The 18,307-nt window shown below is 67.6% G+C and carries 6 protein-coding genes; 5 read left to right on the forward strand and 1 reads right to left on the reverse strand.

The annotated features are described in order from the left end of the window. Positions 1-156: 156 nt before the first annotated feature. The 5 genes from AC25MA_RS12590 to AC25MA_RS12610 all read left to right on the forward strand — a co-directional run bounded on the left by AC25MA_RS12590 (position 157) and on the right by AC25MA_RS12610 (position 17,748). The gene (locus AC25MA_RS12590) at positions 157-15,363 is read left to right on the forward strand and encodes an autotransporter-associated beta strand repeat-containing protein (RefSeq protein ID WP_486972084.1); all 15,207 of its coding nucleotides are present in this window, start codon (positions 157-159) and stop codon (positions 15,361-15,363) included. 649 nt (positions 15,364-16,012) lie between these two features. Further along, positions 16,013-16,258, forward strand: a complete 246-nt coding sequence (locus AC25MA_RS12595) for a hypothetical protein (protein ID WP_046857050.1) — start codon at positions 16,013-16,015, stop codon at positions 16,256-16,258. Then, on the forward strand, positions 16,255-16,500 hold the full coding sequence (locus AC25MA_RS12600) for a DUF3077 domain-containing protein (protein ID WP_028689794.1): 246 nt from the start codon (positions 16,255-16,257) through the stop codon (positions 16,498-16,500). The genes AC25MA_RS12595 and AC25MA_RS12600 overlap by 4 nt, the downstream gene beginning before the upstream one ends. A gap of 93 nt (positions 16,501-16,593) precedes the next feature. Continuing rightward, on the forward strand, positions 16,594-17,157 hold the full coding sequence (locus tag AC25MA_RS12605) for a GNAT family N-acetyltransferase (protein ID WP_051555640.1): 564 nt from the start codon (positions 16,594-16,596) through the stop codon (positions 17,155-17,157). A gap of 51 nt (positions 17,158-17,208) precedes the next feature. Further along, on the forward strand, positions 17,209-17,748 hold the full coding sequence (locus AC25MA_RS12610) for a hypothetical protein (protein ID WP_486972072.1): 540 nt from the start codon (positions 17,209-17,211) through the stop codon (positions 17,746-17,748). A gap of 8 nt (positions 17,749-17,756) precedes the next feature. On the opposite strand, the gene AC25MA_RS12615 is transcribed toward AC25MA_RS12610, so the two are convergent. Then, the gene (locus tag AC25MA_RS12615) at positions 17,757-18,224 is read right to left on the reverse strand and encodes a DMT family transporter (RefSeq protein ID WP_486972073.1); all 468 of its coding nucleotides are present in this window, start codon (positions 18,222-18,224) and stop codon (positions 17,757-17,759) included. Positions 18,225-18,307 lie beyond the last annotated feature (83 nt).

Below are 18,307 nucleotides of genomic sequence, written 5' to 3' on the forward strand. Positions count from 1 at the left end.
GCGTGTTCCACTGCTCTTTTCTGCCCTGCTGTGCACGCATTCAAGGACTGAAGTGCCTGATCCACGAAGGAGCTCTACGTGGACAGACGTGCCGCCCCCCGTTCACCCGCCCGTTTCTCGCAACTGTCGCTGGCTGTCAGCCTGGCTGTCGGTGCGATGGCATTTGGTCTGTCCAGCGAACAGGCGCTGGCCGTCTGTAGCGCGGCCGGTTCCACGATCACCTGCAACGGCGCTGCCAACCCGCTGGCGCCGAGCTATACCAATGGCGGCAGTGGCCTTACCGTCAACGTCAACCCAGGCGCGAGCCTGGGTACCTTGCTGGGCGTGGGCGGCACTTCGTTGTCACTGGCCGGGAACAACAACACCCTGAACAACTCCGGCACCATCGACCCGACGTTGCTCGGGCTGCTGAGCATCCAGTCCTCCGCCGTGCTGATCGGCAACACCGGCACCGGCAGCATCCTCAACATCAACAACAACGCCACGGGCGTGATCAAGGGCACCGGCGCCTTGCTCGGCGCCAACCTGCTGAACCTCACCGGCATGGCGCTGGACGCGCGCAACGGCGCCGGCGGCACCACCACCATCAGCAACGCCGGCAGTATCGGCTCCTCGGCGCTGGCCAGCCTCACGCTGGTGAGCGAGGACACGCCGGTCATCGCCGTGACCGGCGGCAGCACGGTGAACTTCACCAACACCGGCACCATCCTTGGCCGTGCCGCGTTCGAGGCTTCCGCGGCGGGCAACACCTTCACCAACGCCGGGACCCTGACCGGCAGCCTGTCGATGGGGGCCAACAGCACCAACCGCTTCAACGCCATCACCGGCTCCAGCGTTGGGGCAGGGCTTGGCGTCGGCGTGGCCTTGCTGGTCACCAGCAACCCGAACCTTGCCTACGCGGCAGCTGGCAAGATCGACGGCGGCGCAGGCGGCACTAATACCTTGGCATTGCAAAACGCCATTGGCGGCGGCAGTGGGACCAGTGGCAGCGGTACGATCAACGCCACCAACTACATCAACTTCAGCCGCCTGATTGTCGACGCCGGCACCTGGAGCCTGATCGGCCAGGTGCTCAACGGCACCACCCAGACCACCCTCAACGGTGGCCAGCTCAACTTCGACAACGCCAGCGCCTTCGGTAGCGGTGCCATTACCGTCAATGGGGGTGGGCTGGCGGGGACTGTCGGTGGTCTGAGCCTGGCCAACAACTTCACCCTCAATGCCGGCCTGAGCGTCGGCGGCGCCACCGACATGGCCCTCAATGGCGTGGTTTCGGGTGTCGGCGGGCTGACCAAAACCGGCGCCGGGCTGCTCACCCTTGGCGCCACCAACACCTACAGTGGCGGCACCACCCTCGCCGCCGGCGGTCTCAACCTGGCCAGTGCCGCGGCGCTGGGCAGTGGCGGCCTCACCGTCAGCGGCGCCAGCAGCCTGCAGGGCAGCGTGCCGCTGGTGTTGAACACCGCCGTGGCGCTGAACGCGGCGCTGACCTTGCCTGGTAGCAACGCCCTGACCCTGGGTGGCGTGCTCAGCGGCACTGGTTCACTGGTCAAGAGCGGCAGCGGTGGCTTGACGCTGAACGGCGTCAACACCTACAGCGGCGGCACGACCCTGGGCAGCGGTACCCTCACCCTCGGCAACGCCAGCGCCCTGGGCAGCGGCGCGTTGGCACTGAGCGGCAACGGCACCCTGGACACCACGGCGACCATGGCCCTCGGCAATGCCATCAATCTGGGCAGCAGTACCCTGATCTTGCCGGGCAATAACGCCTTGACGCTCAACGGCGTGATTGGCGGCAGCGGCAGCCTGACCAAGAATGGCACCGCCGACCTCACTCTCAACGGCGTCAACACCTACAGCGGCACCACCACCCTGGGCGGTGGCAAGCTCACCGTCGGCAACAGCGCGGCGCTGGGCACCAGCGGCCTGACCCTGGGCGGCAATGCCAGCCTGGACGCCAGCAGCGCGGTCAGCCTGGGCAATGCGATCAACCTGGGGGCCAACACCCTTGACCTGCTGGGCACCAGCGCCACCACCCTGGGCGGTGTCATCAGCGGGACTGGCGCGCTGGTCAAGAATGGCGCCGGCGACCTGACCCTCAATGGCAACAACACCTTCAGCGGCGGTCTGACGCTCAACACCGGCAAGCTCACCGTCGGGCACAGCAATGCGCTGGGCAGCGGTGCGCTGACCCTGGGCGGCAACGTCAGCCTCGACGCCGGTACCGCGGTCAACCTGGGCAACGCGGTCAACCTCGGCGCCAACACCCTCAACCTGCTGGGCAGCAGTGCCACGACCCTGGGTGGTGTCATCAGCGGTACCGGCGCGCTGGTCAAGAACGGCAGCGCCGGCCTGACCCTCAACGGCAGCAACACCTTCAGCGGCGGCACCACCCTCAATGGCGGCGTGCTGACCGTGGGCAACAACAATGCCCTGGGCACCGGCGCGCTGTCCCTGGGCGGCAATGCCAGCCTCGATGCGGGCGTGGCGGTCAACCTGGGCAACGCCATCAACCTGGGTGGCAACACACTCACTCTGCCGGGCACGAGTGCCACCACCCTGGGTGGCGTGATCAGCGGCACCGGGGCGCTGGTCAAGAATGGCGGCAGCAACCTGACCCTGGGTGGCGCCAACACCTTCAGCGGCGGGCTGACCCTCAATGCCGGTACCCTGACCCTGGCCACCGCGGCGGCCCTGGGCACGGGCGGCTTGACCGTCGGTGGGGCCTCGACCCTGGCCAATACGGCAGCGATGACCCTGAACAATGGCGTCAATCTCGGCGCCGACCTGACCCTCGCCGGCGCCAACAACCTCACGCTGGCCGGCAACCTCGGCGGCAGCGGCGGCCTGATCAAGAACGGCAGCGCCAGCCTGACCCTGAGTGGCAACAACACCCAGAACGGCGCCACGGCGCTGAACGCCGGCACCCTGGTGCTCGGCAGCAACACCGCGCTGGGCACCGGCGCGCTCAATGCCGCGGCCAACACCACCCTGGATACCAGTGTCGCCGGGCTGAACATCGGTAACGCCCTCAACCTGGCCGGCAACCTGAACCTGCCCGGCAGCAACGACCTGACCCTGAGCGGCGTCATTGCCGGCGCCGGCGGCATCACCAAGGGCGGCAACACCACCTTGACCCTGACCGGTGCCAACACCAACAGCGGCTCCACCTTCCTCAACGCCGGCACCCTGGTGGTCGGCAACAACACCGCGCTGGGCACTGGCACCCTCAACACCGCCGCCGGCGCCCACCTGGACGCCAGCACGGCCGTGAGCCTGGCCAACGACGCCATCATCGCCGGCCCCCTGACCATCGACGGCACTGCCAACCTGGGCTTGAGCGGCGTGCTCAGCGGCATCGGCTCGCTGGTCAAGAACGGCAACGCCAGCCTGACCCTGAGCGGCAACAACGTCTTCACCAACGGCACCCAGCTCAACGCCGGTACGCTGGTCCTGGGCAGCAACACGGCATTGGGCATCGGTAGCCTGACCCTGGGTGGCAACGCCAACCTCGACACCAGCAGCGCTGTCGCGGCCACCAACACCATCAGCCTCGGCGCCAACACCCTGACCGTGCTGGGCAGCAACGCCACCACCCTGACCGGGCAGATCAGCGGTACCGGCGCGCTGGTCAAGAGCGGCAGCGCCGCCCTGACCCTCAACGGCAACAACACCTACAGCGGCGGCACCACCCTCAACGGTGGGTTGCTGACCCTGGGCAACAACAACGCCCTGGGCACCGGCGGCTTGACCCTGGGTGGCAACGCCAGCCTCGACAGCAGCGGCACCCTCAACCTGGGCAACGCCATCAACCTCGCCGGCAATACCCTGACCCTGGCAGGCAGCAATGCCACCACCCTCGGCGGCGTGATCAGTGGCACTGGCGCACTGACCAAGAACGGCAGCACCAACCTGACCCTGTCAGGCGCCAACACCTTCAGCGGTGGTCTCAACCTCAATGCCGGGACCTTGACCCTGGCCAGCGCCGCCGCGCTGGGAACCGGCGCGCTGAACGTCGGCGGCGCGGCCACCCTGGCCAACGCCACGGCCATGACCCTGAACAACGCCATCAACCTCGCAGCCGACCTGTCGCTGCCCACCACCAGCAACCTCACCCTGGCCGGCAACCTCAATGGCACCGGCGGCCTGGTCAAGAGCGGCAGCGCCACCCTGACCCTGAGCGGCAACAATACCCACAGCGGCGCCACCGCGCTCAACGCCGGCACCCTGGTACTCGGCAGCAACACCGCCCTGGGCACTGGCGCGCTGAATGCCGCCAACAACACCACCCTGGACACCAGCGTCGCCGGCCTGAATATCGGCAACGCGCTGAACCTGGCCGGCAACTTCATCCTGCCCGGCAGCAACGACCTGACCCTGAGCGGCACCATCGCTGGCGCCGGCGGCATCACCAAGAACGGCGCCACCCGCCTGACCCTGACCGGCAACAACAGCAACAGCGGCATCACCCGTCTGAACGCCGGTACCCTGGTGGTCGGCAGCAATACCGCGCTGGGCACCGGCACCCTCAACACCCTGGCCGGCACCCACCTGGATGCCAGCACCGCGGTCAGCCTGGCCAACGACGTCACCATCGCCGGCCCCCTGACCATCGACGGCAGCGCCGACCTGGGCCTGAGCGGCGTGGTCAGCGGCATCGGTTCGCTGGTCAAGAACGGCAACGCCAACCTGACCCTGAGTGGCAACAACCTCTACACCAACGGCACCCAGCTCAATGCCGGCACGCTCACCCTGGGCAGCAACACCGCGCTGGGGATCGGCGCCCTGACCCTGGGCGGCAACGCCAACCTCGACGCCAGCACCGCCGTGGCGGTGACCAACGGCATCAGCCTGGGCAGCAACACCCTGACCGTGCTGGGCAGCAATGCCACCACCCTCGGTGGCCTGATCAGCGGCAGTGGCGCGCTGGTCAAGAATGGCAGCGCCGGGCTGACCCTCAACGGCAACAACAGCTACAGCGGCGGCACCACCCTCAATGCCGGGCTGCTGACTCTGGGCAACAACAACGCCATCGGCAGCGGCGCCCTGAGCGTGGGCGGCAATGCCAGCCTCGACGGCAGCGCCGCGCTCAACCTGGGCAACGCCATCAACCTCGGCACCGGCGCCACCCTGACCTTGCCGGGCAGCAATACCACCACCCTCGCTGGCGTGATCAGCGGCACTGGCGCGCTGACCAAGAACGGCAGCACCAACCTGACCTTGTCGGGCGCCAACACCTTCAGTGGGGGGCTCAACCTCAACGCCGGCACCCTGACCCTGGCCAATGCCGCGGCGCTGGGGACCGGCGCGCTGAACGTCGGGGGGGCCGCGACCCTGGTCAACAGCGTGGCGATGACCCTGGGCAACGATGTCAACCTCGGCGCCAACCTGACCCTCGGCGGCAGCAACAACCTGACCCTTGGCGGCGTGCTCGCAGGCACCGGCGGCTTGGTCAAGAACGGTGTGTCCGACCTGACGCTGACCGGCAACAACACCTTCAGCGGTGCCATCGACCTGCTCGGCGGCAGCATCACCACGGTCGGTACCACGGCCCTGGGCAATACCTCGGCGGTCAGTGTCGGTGCCGGCACCAGCCTCAACCTCGGCGCCAGCGCCACCATCGGTGGCCTGAGCGGTGCCGGTACGGTGAACATCGCTGGCGGCGGCAACCTGACCCTGGGCGGCAACAACCTCAACAGCGTGTTCAGCGGTGCATTGGCCGGCAGCGGTGGGTTGGTCAAGACCGGCACTGGCAGCTTCGAGCTGTCCGGGGTCAACGTGCTAGGTGGCAACACCACGGTCAATGCCGGCCTGCTCAATGTCACCGGCTCGCTGGCCAGCCCCGGCGTGCAGGTCAACAGTGGTGCCAGCCTCGGCGGCACCGGCAGCTTGCTGGGGGCGGTCGACATCGCCAACGGCGCGCACCTGCTGGCCAACAGCGGTGCGACCCTCAGTACCGGCGCGCTGACCCTGCACAGTGGCTCGATCCTCGACTTCGGCCTGGGCTCGCCAGCCACTGGCGGTACCGCGCTGGTCAACGTCAACGGCAACCTGACGCTGGACGGCACCCTCAACGTCACCGACGTCGGCGGTTTCGGCACCGGTATCTACCGGCTGTTCGACTACACCGGCGCGCTGGTCGACAACGGCCTGCTGGTCGGCAACGTGCCAGGCGCCATGCTGCCTGGCGACCTGCAGGTGCAGACCTCGATCGGTAGCCAGGTCAACCTGCTGGTCGGCGGCGCCTCCGGCACCGTGCAGTTCTGGGATGGCGGCCAAAGCGTGCCCAATGGCGTGATCGACGGCGGCACCGGCACCTGGAATGGCAGCAACACCAACTGGACCGATGTCAACGGTGTGCTCAACGGCAGCTGGGCCAGCGACTTCGCGGTGTTCCAGGGCACTGCAGGGGATGTCACCGTGGTCGGCACCCAGGCCGCCACTGGCCTGCAGTTCGTCACCAACGGCTACCGACTGATCGGCGCCGGTGGGCTGGATCTGGTCAACGGCAGCAACGGCGCCTTCGCCGTGCGTGTCGACCCTGGCGTCACCGCGACCCTCAACGTTGGCCTCTCGGGCAGCGGCCAACTGGCCAAGCTCGACAGCGGCACCTTGGTGCTCAATGGCGCCAACAGCTACACCGGCGGCACCCTGCTCAACGGTGGCACGATCGTGGTCGGCAACAACACCGCTTTGGGTAGCGGTTCTGTCAGTACCGCCAACAGCACCACCCTGGACAGCAACACCGCCGTGACCCTTGGCAACGCCTTCAATCTCAGCGGTGCCCTGACCGTCGCGGGCTCCGCCGACCTGGGGCTGTCCGGCGTGGTCTCCGGCCTTGGCAGCCTGGTCAAGGCCGGCGGCGCCAACCTGACCCTGGGTAACGCCAACACCTACAGTGGCGGCACCAGCCTGGGTGCCGGTACCCTGACCCTCGGCAACGCCCAGGCGTTGGGTACTGGCGGCCTGACCGTCACCGGCGCCGCCAGCCTGGACACCTCCGGTAACCTGGCACTGGGCAATACCGTCGCCCTGAATGCCAACCTCACCCTGCCGGGAACAAACGACCTCAGCTTCAACGGAGCGCTCAGTGGCACCGGGGGCCTGGTCAAGACAGGTTCCGGCACGCTCACCCTCAACGGCAGCAACAGCCAGCAGGGCAGCACCAGCCTGAACGGCGGTACCCTCGTGGTAGGCAGCAACACCGCGCTGGGCACCGGTGCGCTGAACGCAGTCGGTGGCACCACCCTGAGCAGCAATGCCAACGTCACCCTGGCCAACCAGCTCAACCTGGCCGGCAACCTGACCATCGCCGGGGCGCAGAACCTGACCCTGGGCGGCAACGTCAACGGCGTCGGCGGCCTGACCAAGACCGGCAGCGGCACCCTGACCCTGACCGGCACCAATGGCAACCTGGGCAACACCAACCTCAATGCCGGTACCCTGGTGCTCGGTAGCGCCAGCGCCCTCGGCCTTGGCCAGCTCAACGCGGCGGCCGGCACCACGCTGGACAGCGCTGCGGCGATCAACATCGGCAACACCGTCAACCTGGGCGGCGACCTCACCATCACCGGCAGCAACGACCTGGGGCTGGGCGGGCTGGTCACCGGTGCCGGTAGCCTGATCAAGAACGGTGCCAGCAACCTTACCCTCAGTGGCGCCAACACCCTGATCGGCGGCGTGACCCTCAATGCCGGCACGCTTACCCTGGGCAACAACCAGGCGCTGGGCACTGGCACCCTGACTGTCGGTGGCGCCAGCAACCTGGCCACCACCGGCGCCCTGACCCTGGCCAATCAGGTGACGCTCAACAGCACCCTGAACCTGACCGGCAACAACAACCTGGCCCTCAATGGCGTGATCAGCGGCACCGGCGGCCTGACCAAGACCGGCAGCGGCAACCTGACCCTCGGCGCCGCCAACACCTACCAGGGCACCACCACCCTTGGCGGCGGCACCCTGACCCTGGGCAACAACGCCGCCCTGGGCACGGGCAACCTGGCGGTGACCGGCAACAGCACCCTGGCCACCATCGGTGTACTGCAGGTGGTCAACGCCATTGGCCTTGGTGCCGGCACCACCCTCGGCATCAACAACACCCAGACCCTGACCCTCGATGGCGTCATCAGCGGTGCCGGGGCGTTGAACAAACTGGGTGCCGGGCAACTGGTGCTCAATGGCAGCAACACTTACGCCGGCGGCACCTCGCTCCAGGCCGGCAGCCTGCTGCTGGGCAATGCCGGCGCCCTGGGCAGCGGAGCACTGACCGTCAACGGCGCCGCCAGCCTCGATGCCAGCCAGGCGCTGGCGCTGGTGAACGCCATCAACCTCGCCGGTGGCAACCTGACCCTTGGCGGCAGCCAGGCGCTGACCCTCAACGGCGTGATCTCCGGCAGCAACGGCCTGGTCAAGAACGGCGCCGCTACCCTGGCCCTGAACGGCAACAACACCTACAGCGGCGGCACCACCCTCAACGCCGGCACTCTGGTGGTCGGCAGCAACACCGCGTTGGGCAGCGGTGACCTCAGCACCGGCGCCAACACCAGCCTCGATGCCGGCGGTGCGGGCGTCACCCTGGCCAACAATGTGCATCTGGGCGGTACCCTCAACCTGCCGGCCAGCGCCGACCTGACCCTCAACGGCGTGGTGGATGGCGTCGGCGGCCTGAACAAGTCGGGCGCCGCGACCCTTACCCTCAACGGCGCCAACAACTACCTGGGCGGCACCACCCTGAATGCTGGCCGGTTGGTGGTCGGCAACGACAACGCGTTGGGGCAGGGCGCCCTGACCGTCGCCGGGGCCTCGACCCTGAGCAGCGGCGCCAGTACCGCCCTGGCCAACAACGTCACCCTCAACGCCGGCCTGACCGTCGATGGCGGCAACGACCTGACCCTCAACGGCGTGATCAACGGCACCGCCGGCCTGACCAAGAACGGCAGCGGCAACCTGACCCTCAATGGCAACAACGGCTTCCAGGGCGGCACTCAGCTCAACGCCGGGCGCCTGACCGTAGGCAACAGTGGGGCGCTGGGTACCGGCACCCTGTCGGTCACCGCCGACGCCACCCTGGCCAACAGCGCGCCCATGGCCCTGGGCAACACCATCGCCCTGAGCAATGGTGCCAACCTGACCGTCGATGCTGTCAACGCGCTGATCCTCAGTGGTGACCTGGGCGGCAGCGGCAACCTGGTCAAGACCGGCGTCGACGACCTGACCCTGGTCGGCGTCAAGACCTTCACCGGCAATGTCGACATCCAGGCCGGCTCCCTCACCACCCTCGGCAGCGGTGTGCTGGCCAACGTCGACACCCTCAACGTCGGTGCCAGCGGCCAGCTCAACCTCAACGGCAACGCCAGCCTCGGCAGCCTGACCGGCAGCGGCCAGGTCGATGTCGGCATCGGCAGTGTCCTGAGCCTGGGCGGCAACAACCTCAGCAGCACCTTTGCCGGCGGCCTCAACGGCCTGGGCGGCCTGACCAAGGTCGGCAGTGGCACTCTGACCCTTACCGGCACCAGCAACCTGGCTGACAACACCCTGGTCAACGCCGGCACCTTGAAAGTCGACGGCACATTGGGCAGCAACCTGCTGACCGTCGCCAGTGGCGCCACCCTGGCGGGTAGCGGCACCGCCAACGCCACGGTGGTGATCAACAACGGCGGTCACCTGGCCGGGCAGAGCGGTGCCACCCTGAGCCTCGGCAGCCTGGTGCTCAACAGCGGCTCGATCGTCGATGTCGGCTTGGCGTCACCGTCTACCGGCGGTACCGCGCTGTTCAACGTCGGCGGCAACCTGACCCTCGACGGCACGCTCAATGTCAGCAGCATCGGCGGCTTCGGCAACGGTGTGTACCGCATCTTCGACTACACCGGCGCCTTGACCGACAACGGCCTGGACTTCGGCACTCTGCCGCTGGGCGTGGGCCTGGGCGACGTGACCCTGCAGACCGCACTGGCCAACCAGGTCAACCTGCTGGTCAGCGCCGCGGGCCTGAACATCCAGTTCTGGGACGGCAGCCAGAGCGTGGCCAACGGCCAAGTCGATGGCGGCACTGGCGTGTGGAACGCCGGCAACACCAACTGGACCGACCTCAACGGCGTGCTCAACACCACCTGGGGCAGCACCTTTGCGGTGTTCCAGGGCACGGCGGGCGACGTCACCGTCGATGGCAGCCAGACCGTCAATGGCCTGCAATTCGTCACCGATGGCTACCGCTTGCTGGCCGGCACCGGCGGTGCGCTCGACCTGATCAATGGCACGAGTGGCGACACCAGCGTGCGGGTCGATCCAGGTGCCACGGCAACCCTCGATGTCGGCCTGACCGGCGTCGGCAAGCTCAACAAGCTCGACAGCGGCACCCTGGTGCTCAATGGCAGCAACAGCTACAGCGGCGGCACCCTGCTCAGCGGCGGTACCTTGATTGTCGGCAGCAACACGGCCCTGGGCGGCGGCGCGCTCGACACCACGGCGGGCACCACCCTCGACAGCAACGCCTCGGTAGCGCTGGGCAATGCCATCACCCTGGCCGGCCCGCTGAACATCGCCGGTAGCAATGACCTGGCCCTCAACGGCAACATCGGCGGCGCCGGTGGCCTGGTCAAGGCCGGCAGCGCGCGGCTGGCGCTGGCCGGCAACAACACCTATGCCGGCAATACCGCGCTCAATGGCGGCACCCTGGTGCTGGGCTCCAACACCGCGCTCGGCACCGGCACCCTGACCACCGCACCTGGCACCAGCCTGGACAGCAGCCAGGCGGTCACCCTGGCCAACAACGTCACCACCATGGGCGACCTCACCGTGCTGGGCAGCAACGACCTGACCCTGGGGGGTACCGTCGGCGGCACCGGCCGCCTGCTCAAGGCCGGCCTGGCGCGCTTCGCGCTGATGGGGGCCAACACCTACAGCGGCGGCACCGAGTTGCAGGCCGGCACGCTGGTGGTCGGCAACAACGCGGCGCTGGGCACTGGTGGCCTGGAGGTCACCGGTAACGCCAACCTCGACAGCGCCAGCGCCGTCACCCTGGCCAACCCGGTCAATGTCAGCGGTGTGCTCAACGTGCTTGGCACCAACGACCTGCACCTGGCCGGCGTGCTCAGCGGCGCGGGCGAGCTGAACAAGAGCGGCCTGGCCGACCTGACCCTGTCGGGCAACAACACCTTCAGCGGCATCCTCAACATCCTCTCCGGCAGCCTGAGCACCCTCGGCACCACTGCCCTGGGTACCCAGAGCCAGTTGAACGTCAGCACCGGCGCCAGCCTCAACCTCGACGGCAACACCAGCCTTGGCGACATCGGCGGCACCGGCGCGATCCAGATCGCCGCCGGCAACAGCTTGACGGTCGAAGGCGGCGTGTTCGGCGGCAATATCAGGGGGACCGGTCCCTTGAACAAGCTCGGCAGCGCCACCCTGGCGCTGAACAGCGCCAACAGCCATACCGGCACCACCAACGTCCAGGCGGGCGGTCTGAAAGTGGACGGCTCCCTGGCCAGCGGCGCGGTCAACGTGGCCAGCGGCGCCAGCCTCAGCGGTGCCGGCAGCCTCGGCGGGGCGGTGACGGTGGCCAACGGCGGCAATCTCGCGGCCACCAGTGGCGGCACGCTGAACGCCGGCAACCTGGTGCTCGACAGCGGCGCCAACTTCAACGCTTCACTGGGCACGCCCTCGGGCGGCGGCAGCCCGCTGGTCAACGTCGCCAACAATCTGACCCTGGGCGGTACCCTCAACGTCACCGACATCGGCGGCTTCGGCGCCGGGGTCTACCGGTTGTTTGCCTACGGCGGCAGCCTCACCAACAACGGCATGAGCTTCGGCACCACGCCGGTACCGATCACCGACCTGACCGTGCAGACCGCCGTGGCCAACCAGGTCAACCTGGTGGTCGGCGGTGCCAGCAACGTACTGTTCTGGGACGGCAGCCAGAGCGTCGCCAACGGCCAGATCGACGGTGGCAGCGGCACCTGGGACGCCATCAACACCAACTGGACCGACGTCAACGGCGTGTTGAACAGCACCTGGAACGACACCTTCGCGGTGTTCCAGGGCGCCCCCGGCACCGTCACCGTGAACGGCAGCCACAGCATCACCGGCCTGCAGTTCGTCACCGATGGCTATGTGCTCAACGCCGGTACCGCCGGTGAGTTGCTGGGCAACGGCACCACCAACCTGCGTGTCGACAACGGCGTCACCGCCACCCTCAACGTCGCCCTCAACGGCACCGGCAGCGTCGCCAAGCAAGACGGCGGCACCCTGGTGCTCAACGCCGCCAACGGCTACAGCGGCGGCACCGCCCTCAACGGCGGCACCTTGGTGCTGGGCAACAACAGCGCGCTGGGCAGTGGCACCCTGACGGCCGCTGGCGGCACCACGCTGGACAGCAACACCGCCGTCACCCTGGCCAATACCACCGTGCTCAACGGTGCCCTGGCCATCGCCGGCAGCAATGACCTGACCCTCAACGGTGTGGTCAGTGGTACCGGCGGGCTGATCAAGAACGGTGCCGGCCTGCTGACCCTGAACGGGGCCAACACCTACAGCGGCGGCACCCAGATCAATGCCGGCGGCGTGGTGGGCAATACCACCAGCCTGCAAGGCGCGATCCTCAACAACGGAGCCCTGACCTTCGCGCAGAACGCCAACGGCAGTTACACCGGCAACCTCAGCGGCAACGGCACCCTGGCCAAGAACGGCACTGGCGAGCTGCTGCTGACCGGGGTCAATACTTTCACCGGCGCCACCAGCGTCAACGCCGGCACCTTGTTGGTCAACGGCCGTCTCGACAGCACCAGCGTGCAGGTCGCCACCGGCGCCCGCCTGGGTGGCAGCGGCACCTATGGCGGTGCTGTACAGATCGCCAACGGCGCCACCCTGGCTGCTGGCCAGAGCGCCACGCCACTCACCGTCGGCAGCCTCGACCTGGCGTCGGGCAGCGCCCTGGACTTCAGCCTCGGCGCTCCGGCCGCCTCCACCACCGTGGTCAGGGTCAACGGCAACCTGGTGCTCGACGGCACGCTGAACATCACCGATGCCGGCGGTTTCGGCACTGGTGTCTACCAACTGTTCAGCTACGGCGGCACGCTCACCGACAACGGCCTGGTGTTCGGCGCCATTCCGGGCAGCGTGGTCCTGGGCGACCTCAGCCTGCAGACCGCCATCGCCAACCAGATCAACCTGGTGGTGCAGAACTACGGCGAGGAGCTGCAATTCTGGAATGGCGGCAAGACCAATCCCGATGGCAGCATCGGCGGCGGCAGCGGCACCTGGGGCTCGAACACTGGCTGGACCAACGCCGGTGGCACCACCAGCGAAGGCTGGAGCGGCGGCTACGCGGTCTTCGGCGGTACGCCGGGCACCGTCACCGTGGTCGGCAACCAGTCGTTCGACGGGCTGCAGTTCCTCAGCAGTGGTTACCAGGTGGTCCCGGGGGCCGGTGGCAGCCTGACCCCAGTCAACGATACCGACGGCAGCCTGGCGTCGGTGCGTGTCAACGCCGGCGCCACGGCCACCATCAGCGCGCCGCTGGTCGGCACCGGCGGTATTGAGAAACTCGACGCCGGCACCTTGATCCTCGCAGGCGCCAACACCTACAGCGGCGGCACTACCGTCAGCGGAGGTACCCTGGTCGGCAACACCACCAGCCTGCAGGGCAACATCCTCAACAATGCCAACCTGGTGTTTGCCCAAGGTAGCAATGGCACCTTCAACGGCACCCTAAGCGGAACCGGCACCACCACCAAGCAGGGCGGTGGCACCCTGCTGCTGACCGGTAACCAGCCGTTCAGCGGCGCCTTCAACGTCAACCAGGGTGTGCTCCAGGTGGGCGATGCCGCCCACCCGGGCAGCACCCTCGGCGCCCAGGTCACGGTAGCCAACGGCGCCGCGCTGACCGGCAACGGCACCGTCGCCGGGCTGACCAACAACGGCACCGTGCTGCCGGGGCCGGCCGGCAACCTGAACGTATCGGGCAACTTCACCAATGGCGCCACCGGCACCCTGGTAATCGACCTTGCCACCTCGCCGGTGAACTACTTGAACGTGGGCGGCACGGCCAACCTCGGCGGCAGCCTGATGGTGGCCAACCTCGCCAGTGGCAACGGCCAGTACACCGTGGTCAGCGCGGCGGGCGGTGTCACCGGCACCTTCGCCACCACCAACCTGGCAAACTCGGCGTTCCTCAACAGCTCGCTGAACTATGGCGCCAACCAGGTGACCCTGTCGGTCAGCCGCAACGGCACCTCCTTCGCCGATGTCGCCGCCACCGGCAACCAGCGTGGTGTGGCCACCGCCCTCAGCAGTGCCGGGGCGCCGGCCGAGCTGGTCAACAACGTGCTGCCGCTTGACCGCCAGGCTGCCCAGGCGGCATTCGACAGCCTGTCCGGCGAGATCCACGCCAGCACCGCGACCGTGCTGATCGAGGATTCGCGCTACATCCGCGACGCGGTCAACGACCGCCTGCGCCAGGCTGACTGCAGCAACCAGGACGATCCGCGTCGCACCTTGGCGCCGACCGCCAACCAGCAACTGACCAGCGAAGGCTGCCAGGGCCAGGCCGTGGGCTGGATCCGCGCCATCGGCGGCTGGGGCACCTACGACGGCAGCAGCAGCCATGCCAGCGTCGACCGTGACCTGTCGGGCTTCATGCTTGGTGTCGACCGTGCCCTGGATGACCAGTGGAAAGTCGGCGCCGCCGCCGGCTACACCCGCTCGAGCATCGATGCGCACCGTCGCCGCTCCGACGCCACGGTGGACAGCTATCACCTGACCACTTACCTCGGCTACCAGCTGGACGCCTTCGCCGCCCGTATGGGCGTGGCCTACAGCTGGCACGACATCGACACCAAGCGTGATGTCACCGTGGGCAGCTACGACGACCGCCTCAAGGCCAAGTACAAGGCGCGCAGCGCCCAGGTGTTCGGCGAGGTGGGCTATGCCATCGATGCCGGCGGTATCGCTCTGGAGCCGTTCGCCGGCCTGGCCTACGTCAACTACGACAGCGACACCGCCCACGAGAAGGGCGGAGCAGGGCGGCTGGAGGGCAAGGTCGATCAGGACGTGACCTTCTCCACCCTGGGCGTGCGGGCCGGCAAGCGCATCCTGCTCGATAATGGCAGCACCGTTACGCCGCGGCTGTCGGTGGGCTGGCGGCATGCCTTCGGTGACGACAAGCCTGATGCCGATCTGCGCTTCGTCGGTGGCGGCGCCGGGTTCAGCACCGAGGGCGTGCCGATCGCCAAGGACGCGGCGGTGGTCGAGGCCGGGGTGGATTTGTCGGTGGGCGCGAGCGGCAAGCTGGGGGTCGGGTATTCCGGGCAGCTGTCGAGCGAGAACCGCGACCATGGTGTGGTGGTGAGCTTCAGCATGGGGTTCTGAAGTAGATCGCCGGGGCTGCTTTGCAGCCCTTTCGCGATACAAGGCCGCTCCCACATCTATTTCGGGCCAATTTTTCCTGTGAATGAGGCGGCGCCCGCCTTGGTGCACGCCTCAAGTCGTGCGGGGCGGCAGTGGTGCCCATGCTGAAGTTGCGTCGGACCAACAAGGCGGACCAGGTAATGGCTCAGGACTGACTGGCCCGAAACAGATGTGGGAGCGGCCTTGCGTCGCGATGCGCCGCGCGGGCGGCGCTCGATCTTGCAGGCGCTGCAAGGCCATCGCCAAGCACCTGGTGGCCATGACGCGATCAAAACCTCGCCCCAAACCCCGTAAGACATTTCCGAATTTGAAACCAAATCCTTCAGCCAGCCAGCGCTTCGGACCTATCCTACGCGCCTGCCGGAAGGCTCTGAATTGGCCGGGAAATACACCAGGGGTACCGTCACTGGGTCGTCACATTTGGCGACCGGGTGTGAGAAGCCCGTCCATGTCCAGATTCAGGTTGCCTGTTATGGCAGCCGTGCGCGCGCAGACTTCGGTCTGGCCGTGGTGTCTGGACACGGTCTTCTCACCTCGCGTACGGCTGCCACCCTTGTCTGTGAGAAGGATGCTGGTGGTTGCTCTAGAAACCCTTTCCAGAGTAACAACTATGAAAAAACTAGTACCTGACCCACCCTACCCAATCCCCTTCGTCACCATCATCAGCGACCTCGACCCCGAGGAAGCCATGGCCCACGCCAACAAGCTGATGCACACCCTCAGCGACACCGTCCATGCCTACACCGTCTGCCAGCGCGATGCGCGCCTCGACGTGATGATGGACAGCGTCGAGATCCTCGGCCAACTGGTCATCTCGCTGGTCCGCCACGCCCGGGCCAAGGGGGCGCCGGTATGAGCGACGACTTCAAGCCCGGCCCGACCCAGGGCAAGACCACCTGCCTCGAGATCTTCTGCATCCAGCCCGGCATCCCGTTTGACCACGCGTTCAGCGACCTGTCGGTGCTGCTCGGCTGTGTGGCGCATTTCACCACCGAGGCCGAGATGGAGGGTGACCTCATGGCCGCCAGTGCGGCGCGAATTCTCAGCGGGCTGGCCAAGGGGCTGATCGATGACATGGAGCTGGGGTTGAACCGGTAGCGCTGAAAGGGGCCGCAAAGCGGCCCCAGGGATGCCAGACCGAGCCACTGTCGTTAGACTGTCATCTCCTCACCACCGGACAGGAGTCCCGGCGTGCCCGACCCCCGCAGTTTCCCCAGCGACCTGTGCCTCGACAGCCCACGCCTGCAGCTGCGCCCCATGCGCCATGGCGATGCGCAGCAGTGGCTGACCATCATGGCCGACCCGGAAGTGATGCGTTACTGGTACCACGCCCCCTGGCAGACCCTGGCCGAGGCCGAAAGCGCCCTGGCCGCCGACCGCGAAGCCTACGCCGCCGGACAGTTGCTCAAGCTGGGCATGTACCGCCGCGACAACGGCGAGCTGATCGGCATGGTCCAGCTGTTCAACCTCGAGGAGGGGTCACGCCGTGGCGAGATCGGCTACTGCCTGGCCAAATCCGCCCAGGGCCGGGGCTACATGGACGAGGCGCTGACCTGCTTCATCGACTACCTCGCCCACACCCTGCACCTGCGTCGCCTGGAGGCGGAAATCGATCCGCGCAACCAGGGCTCGGCGCGTACACTGGAACGCCAGGGCTTCGTCCTTGAGGGCACCTTGCGCGCCCGCTGGTGTGTCGCCGGTGAGCTCTCCGATTCGGGCTTGTACGGGCTGCTGCTCGAACTGCCTGTCGCCTGAGGCACAGGTACGCTATGGTCGGGTTTTGCCGATGATCGACGGAGTCTGTGTTTGCAAGCCTTCTATCTGACCTTCAGTTTGCTGCTGTACCTGCTGAGCCTGGCTTTCGATGGCGCCCTGATGGGGGCGGGCCGGCATATGCCGGCGTTGCAGATGCTGCTCTACGGCCCCTGGGGCATCGCCTTCGGCCTGTACCAGTGGTTCGCCAACCCGCTGCTGGCGCTGGCAGTCCTCGCCCACCGCCGGTTCCGCCGCCTGGCGCTGGTATGCGGCCTGGTGGCGTTGTACCTGGCGGCCAGCAGCTTCGCCATCACCCGCTTGCCGGACAACCAGAGCTACGCCTTCCAGGATGTGAGCGGTTTTGGCGCGGGCTTCTACCTATGGCTGCTGGCGATCCTGGTGTTCTGCCTGGGGCAGCTGTGGTGGTGCTGGAAGGCGCGCTCGGCGGCGCAGGTGCCGGGTTGGAGCTGGCTGGATGTGGCGCTGGTCGCTGCCCTGAGCGTGGCGCTGTATGCCGGTACGCAGATGCCCTCGCTGCGCTTCGAGCCGCACAAGGTGATCGTGCCGCCGGAGCAGCCGCACACCTTGTGAGGGTGCGCTCAACGCGCCGTGCCCCACTGCACCACGATCATCCCGATCACGATCATCCCCACCCCCGCCAGTCGCAACAGGTTCACTGGCCGCTCCGGCAAGCCCATCAGGCCAAACTGGTCGATCAGCAGCGACGACAGCACCTGCCCGGCCACCACGCAGACGATGAACCCGGCTGCCCCCAGGCGCGGCGTCAGCACCAGCGCGGCGGTGATGTACAGCACCCCGGCGACCCCGCCGAACCAGGCCCACCAGGGCGCATGGGCCAGTTGCTGCACCTGTGGCAGTGGCGCGCGCATCAGCAGCAGGGCCGGCACCAGCATCAGCAGGCTGACCAGCAACGACACCCCGGCGGCCCACAGCGGATGGCCGAGCAGGCGCCCGAGCGCGGCGTTGCTGCCGGCCTGGAACGGCACGGCGGCCCCGGCGAGCAGGGCGATGAACAAGGGGTGGGCGGCGAAGAGGCTGGCGGGCATGGTGTCTACTCCAGATAAGAACACTGGCCTCAGTCTCGATCATGCATTTCAATGATGGAAATTCGAACTTCGCACAGGCTGTA

Source organism: Pseudomonas sp. P65(2024) (assembly GCF_057480955.1).

Excerpts from the sequence above, each read along its gene's own strand:
- AC25MA_RS12615 (WP_486972073.1), bottom strand. The coding sequence starts at position 18,224 with ATGCCCGCCAGCCTCTTCGCCGCCCACCCCTTGTTCATCGCCCTGCTC.
- AC25MA_RS12600 (WP_028689794.1), top strand. The coding sequence starts at position 16,255 with ATGAGCGACGACTTCAAGCCCGGCCCGACCCAGGGCAAGACCACCTGC.
- AC25MA_RS12595 (WP_046857050.1), top strand. The coding sequence starts at position 16,013 with ATGAAAAAACTAGTACCTGACCCACCCTACCCAATCCCCTTCGTCACC.
- AC25MA_RS12590 (WP_486972084.1), top strand. The coding sequence starts at position 157 with ATGGCATTTGGTCTGTCCAGCGAACAGGCGCTGGCCGTCTGTAGCGCG.